This is a genomic window from Photobacterium makurazakiensis, from assembly GCF_050336715.1.
In the GTDB taxonomy this organism is placed as follows: Bacteria; Pseudomonadota; Gammaproteobacteria; order Enterobacterales; family Vibrionaceae; genus Photobacterium; species Photobacterium makurazakiensis.
This window is the reverse complement of record NZ_JAKJSJ010000117.1, coordinates 1-6,180: the sequence shown is the minus strand read 5'-3', so window position 1 is coordinate 6,180 and position 6,180 is coordinate 1. Positions and strand designations below refer to the sequence as shown.

General features: G+C 39.3%; 5 protein-coding genes. 3 read left to right on the top strand and 2 right to left on the bottom strand.

The genetic code is table 11. The annotated features are described in order from the left end of the window. The first annotated feature begins 419 nt into the window (after nucleotides 1-419). From L4D09_RS28345 to L4D09_RS28335, 3 genes are all read left to right on the top strand, one after another. Nucleotides 420-1,406 carry an integron integrase gene (locus L4D09_RS28345; RefSeq protein ID WP_428460883.1) on the top strand — a complete coding sequence of 329 codons (987 nt, stop codon included), beginning with the start codon at nucleotides 420-422 and terminating at the stop codon, nucleotides 1,404-1,406. Between the two features lie 449 nt (nucleotides 1,407-1,855). Beyond that, nucleotides 1,856-2,329 (top strand): cell division inhibitor SulA, encoded by a 474-nt coding sequence (locus tag L4D09_RS28340; RefSeq protein ID WP_428460882.1) that lies wholly within the window; start codon nucleotides 1,856-1,858, stop codon nucleotides 2,327-2,329. Nucleotides 2,330-2,609: 280 nt separating this feature from the next. Then, complete coding sequence (locus L4D09_RS28335; protein ID WP_428460881.1) at nucleotides 2,610-4,019, top strand: basic amino acid/polyamine antiporter; 1,410 nt, start codon at nucleotides 2,610-2,612, stop codon at nucleotides 4,017-4,019. Between the two features lie 68 nt (nucleotides 4,020-4,087). On the opposite strand, the gene L4D09_RS28330 is transcribed toward L4D09_RS28335, so the two are convergent. Then, nucleotides 4,088-4,486 carry a hypothetical protein gene (locus L4D09_RS28330; protein ID WP_428460880.1) on the bottom strand — a complete coding sequence of 133 codons (399 nt, stop codon included), beginning with the start codon at nucleotides 4,484-4,486 and terminating at the stop codon, nucleotides 4,088-4,090. A 361-nt stretch (nucleotides 4,487-4,847) separates the two neighbouring features. After that, nucleotides 4,848-6,065: a glucose-1-phosphate adenylyltransferase gene (gene glgC, locus L4D09_RS28325; protein WP_428460879.1), complete on the bottom strand. Its 1,218-nt coding sequence runs from the start codon at nucleotides 6,063-6,065 to the stop codon at nucleotides 4,848-4,850. Nucleotides 6,066-6,180 lie beyond the last annotated feature (115 nt).

Sequence of the window (6,180 nt, the reverse complement as noted above, 5' to 3'; positions counted from 1 at the left end):
GAGAGAGACAAAGCTATTTATACCGATGAATATTGGCATGAGATTAAGTTTAACCGCACCATTTCGCGGAACGATTTTTACTGCATTACGACCCACATTGAAACCACAAAACAACCAGCGGCAATGACACCTAAACCATAAGAAAAATTGGCATATAACATTATATTTTACGTATCTATTTCGTGTATCCCACTCGGAACAATCAGTCACTTACACTAAAAATTTCACACCATCACGATACTCTGTCACAGTTTCGTATATCCCGCAAACCTCTCGGATACATAACATACTGACAGWCATATGTTTTTCTTAATTAAGTGATTATGCGCAAAAATACATGAATGTACTTGTTTAGCATTTGATTAAAGTGTGGGCTTTTCCTACATTCAAGCATATATGTATATATAAACAGTATCGAAATGAAAGACATCCCAAAACCTATTTCCCATATAAAAAGCCCTTTCTTAACGGAAGTCACCACACTAATGCGAACAAGGGGGTTGGCTTACTCCACAGAAAGAAGTTACCTAAGCTGGATAAAACGCTTTATTATTTTTTCTCATTATCAGCAGCGAGAGCAAATCACAGCAAAGGATATAAAAAAGTTTTTAGACCACCTTGTGACAAAAAGAAACGTCTCACCTAACACACAAAAAACAGCACTGAATGCATTGGTTTTTCTCTGCCGGGAAGTACTTAAACAAGATACCGAGTCACTAAATTTTAAACGTTCAAAACGCTCTACCAAGTTGCCTGAAGTATTCACCCATAAAGAAGCAATGGATATCATTACGTTGCTTGCCTACCCGTACAGGTTAATTGCACAGCTGATGTATGGGAGTGGGCTTAGGGTCAATGAGGTACTCCGACTAAGAATTAATGATATCGACTTTAATGCACAAAGTGTCACTATCAGAAATGGGAAAGGAAACAAGGATAGAAAGACGTTACTTTCACCTCATATTATTTCGGACTTAGAGCAACAAATTACAGCAGTAACTATTCAACACCAGCTCGATACTAAAAATGGCTTTGGTGAAGTTTATATGCCTTATGCACTGCAATTAAAGTACCCAAACCATGCGAGGTCACTTGGTTGGCAGTATGTGTTTGCCGCACGAAATATGAGTACAGATCCTCGTTCAGGCAAAAAAATGCGTCATCATTTAATCGATCGTACTGTGCAATTTCATGTTGCAAACGCGATAAAAAAGACAAACATTTTAAAAAAAGCTAACTGCCACACATTTAGACATTCATTTGCGACTCGTTTACTCGAAGCTGGCACTGATTTACGTAATATCCAAGAGTTACTCGGACATACCGACATAAAAACAACGCAAATTTATACTCATGTTGTAGGAACACACTTTAGCGGGGTTAAAAGCCCATTAGATAAAATATAAAGACGCTACCGCCGAAGATAATTAAATCCCGGTAGCGTTTTCATTAACAGCTATTAGCCTATGAATAATTTATTGCATCTATCCACTTAATTAACAACGATAAAATGATGTATTTGCGATCTAACGTTAGCCTATCCCTTCTGGACATATAAAAAGTACTGTATAGGTGACGTATATACAGTGCTTTTTAGCCTACCTGACACCTTTCTCGCATGAGTTCTTCTTCCTTTTACTTAACTAAATCATAAAACAACCCACTTCTACTCAAAATAAGTAGAATATAAATGCACATAAAATCATGAATTTAGAGTAAAAAAAGGAAATAAACAATAATTTCAACGCTAAAACTGTTTACTCAATTGTCAAAAAGTACTTGCATCAGCGTCTGATTAAAACTACTGTATAGACGTACAGCATGTACAAATACACACTGTTGAGGATGATGGAATATGACTGCTTACTTTGATCAACAACACTCGATCTCGGCTTCACAGGCTTACAAGACTACATTTGCGGCTCAAGAGTCCGGTAAAATTACACCACTGTCTGTAAAGTGCCCCATTGAAGTTTGCTTCTCTGATCATATGCATACTCAACTTGCTTATTTTCTTCGAATTCTTAAACAAGCCAGTCAGCAAAACCGTTGGATAATGTTCATCGGCCAAGATGCCCTCGTTGACAAAAGCCTACTTAAGAGTGCGGGTATCGATCTTAATAAGGTGCTTGTGCTGACAAATAAAAAAGGTATTTCAGATCAACAGCTAGTCGAAAAGGCCTTACGAACAGGAAATTGTAGTGCTGTTATCTCTACAGGTTACGTGGCTGATTTTGAAAGCGCTTCAATTCGCCAAGCTGCGCAGGATGGTAATAGCTACGCGTTCATTATCAATCGCAGCGCTAAAGCAAATGTAACGGTACACTGAATAGTAAAACCGATGATAGAACAGTGCCTTCCTTGAACGGCATAGCCATTTTTCCGAATCCAATCCGATTAGGAATAGTTAAATAACCTAGCGATTAATATCTTCTATAATCAGAGAGCTATCATTCTTAGGGTGATGGCTTTTTTGATCCAGTACAATAAATAGTTTATTTCGCTATATTGTTAGCAGTAAACACCACTTTGCGCGTGCAAATATGTATTTTTCCACCATAATACACCTAAAAAATACAACGGCTCAGTCGTTATAACCGGATGTTACAATGGAAAAGAAATTGGGATTAGGATCGTTAACTGCGTTAGTTATAGGTTCTATGATTGGGGCTGGTGTTTTTAGCTTGCCGCAAAATATGGCAGCAGTCGCAAGCCCTGCAGCTGTAATGATTGGCTGGGCTATTACTGGTGTGGGAATGATATTCCTAGCCCTCTCCTTCCAGCACTTATCTCGTCTTAAGCCTGAGATCGAAAGTGGTGTTTTCGGCTACGCACAAGCTGGGTTTGGTGACTTTATTGGTTTTTGTTCAGCATGGGGGTACTGGCTTAGTGCCATGCTTGCCAATGTTTCATACCTTGTTATTGTCTTTAGTACGCTCGGAATGCTATTCGACCAACCCGATATGATCCTTTTTGGTGCTGGTAATACCTGGATATCGGTTATCGGCTCCTCTATTTTACTCTGGCTCGTTCATGCACTTGTTTTAAGGGGTGTACAAACAGCAGCCATGATCAATCTCGTCACTACATGCGCTAAGCTAGTACCTCTTTTTCTATTCATTATTTGTGCATTGGTTGCGTTTAAATGGGATACCTTTGTTTTTGACTTTACGGGCCTCCATTTTGGTGAAGAGCACAACTTAATCTCTCAAGTTAAAAGCACCATGCTAATTACTGTATGGGTCTTTATTGGGATTGAAGGGGCTGTTGTTGTATCGAGCAGAGCGAAGAATCGTCAAGACATCGGCCGAGCAACGATTCTCGGCTTGCTAACTGCACTTACTATTTACGTGTTCGTTACCTTACTGTCTATGGGTGTTATAAGTACCGAACAGCTAGCAACCTATCAAAACCCTTCAATGGCAAAAGTGCTTACAGAGATTTTAGGGCCTTGGGGTAAGTTTATTATTGGTGGCGGTTTACTTATCTCAGTATGCGGTGCTTTTTTAAGTTGGACGGTATTAGCGTCAGAAGCACCTTTTCTTGGGGCAAAAGATAATATGTTCCCAAAAAGTTACGCCCGTCAAAATGACGCTGGTAGCCCTGTAAAAGCTTTACTACTAACGAATGTATGCATCCAAGTATCGCTTATTTTTGTTATGTATGCGGGCAGCACATATGACACATTGCTAATCATTGCATCAGAGATGATATTAGTCCCCTACTTTCTGGTCGGCGCCTATACGCTTAAACTTGCCATCGAACGAAAAGATCGAGGATCTTTACTGTTTGTCGGCATTTGCGCGAGCCTATATGGTCTGTGGCTGCTGTACGCCTCAGGGTTAGATTACTTATTGTTATCGGCACTGCTGTATCTACCGGGGTTATATTTCTATATTCAGGCGAAGCGAGAGAAAAAGACGAAGCCTTTTGTAGGGAAAGAACTGACTGCAGCCAGTGTATTAACACTAGCAGCAGCGATAGCAGCCGGTATGATGTGGCAAGGTTTACTGTTATAAAGTGCCTTAACGAACCCCAGATAAAGCAAAAGCCAGCATCCGCTGGCTTTTTTACATAATGGAAAAAGTTAAAGCATGTGAATCCTTAACATTTCCTCATTTTCATCGAGAATAATGACTTTACATACTGCACGACTTTCTATTTGTACTAACTGGTTATCTTCAAGGGCATAAGGCAATTGAATTACCAGTTCATCAATATATTCAGAACGAGCAAGACGTAATAAACGAATGATATTATTTTCATCGCTAATATTCGTCGATAGCACTTTAAGTGCCTGCATCTGTAACTTTTCTGACTCTGTCATTCCATTCGGCATCGAGGAAGTCCATGAGATCTCGAACGATGGAACCAGTGCTTTCAATGCATCGGCAAAAGTCACTTTTTGTTTACAAGATGCAGATAAGAACGTCGTGTAATCAAATACAACGCTACCGTCTTCAGAGAATTCAACTGTTGTTTCCATAATCATCCTTAAAAGAAACATAACAACTGTTGTAAATAGCTCACTACATCAAACAAGTTATTAATTAAATAACCTAATCACACTATACGGATATGTGGCCCATGAAATCGGTCAAAATCGTCAAAACATGCTCTTGATCTGCTTTTTACGTAAAGAAAATCAAAGCGAAAATATATACTCAACATATGATTAACATCAATAAAACGCCGAATACACGTTCATTACGAAGTTGACATATACGCCATTTTTAATATCTATTCACAAGGCAGATATGAAACCATTAATTGAAACCAAATGGTTACACCCAGAAAACAATTACCTTTTTAATCAATAAAAAGGTAATTAACACGATCGACTACTTTCAGAATTGATAATCAGAAGGAATAACGACAATCCCCTTCTTTGATATATTAAAACGCTGGGCATCGTCTTTCGTATTTACGCCTATGATTGTATTCGCTGGAATATTTACATTTTTATCAACAATACAGTTTTCAAGGTGTGCCCCTTCGCCAATAGTAACGCCTTCAAAAATAATACTATTAATAACAACAGCAGCATTGTTCACTGTGACTCTAGGGAAGAACACAGAATTTTGCGCAGAGCCACCAGCAATCACTACCCCATTTGAAATAATTGAGTTAATAAATATACCTTCGTTACCCGCCGCTGAAGATACTGTTCTTGCGGGTGGCAGCTGTGGCTCATACGTTCGTATAGGCCAGTCTTGTTGATAAAGGTCTAACGGCGGCTCAACCGAAAGTAAATCCATATTCGCCTGATAAAAAGAGTCAATAGTACCGACATCTCGCCAATAAGCATCTTGACTCACTCGGCCTTCTTCTCCACCAAACGGGTAAGCATACACACCTTGGCCATCAATCAGTTTAGGGATAATATCTTTGCCAAAATCATGACTCGAATATGGGTTCAAGGCATCATCTTCAAGGTGCTGTTCTAATGCAGCCATCGAGAAAATATAAATCCCCATCGAGGCTAAACACGCAGTTGGTTTATACGGTAACGGCTGTGGGTGCTCTGGCTTTTCAGTAAACGATAACACTTGTTGTTGCTCATTCACCGTCATAACACCAAATGCATTAGCTTCTTCTTTGGGAACTTCCATACACGCAACCGTTAAGTCGGCTTTCGATGCTTTATGCTGTTCAAGCATTGGCTCATAGTCCATGCGATAGATATGATCGCCTGATAAAACCACGACATATTTAGCATCACTACGCGAAAGTAGATACAGGTTTTGATAAATAGCATCCGCAGTACCTTGATACCAACTATCGCCTGTACGCATTTGTGGAGGAACAGCAGTGATGTATTCGCCTAATTCAGGGTTGAATACCGACCAACCATCTCGTAAATGCTTTTGTAAGGAATGGGATTTGTATTGCGTCAGTACCAAAATTCGGCGTAAGCCTGAGTGTAAGCAGTTAGCCAAGGTAAAATCGATAATTCTATACTTCCCACCAAACGGCACTGCGGGTTTTGCTCTATTATCAGTCAGCGGTGATAACCTTGAACCCACGCCACCAGCCAAAATGACTGAAATCGTTTCATCTTTCATACATACCTAGCCCCTATAGATTTATTTTCATCAATACGAAGCAAATAATAGGCCTGAAGTTTTAATTTTTTAATTGGTTGTTATTACTTTAATTTTTTAATTGGTTGTTATTACT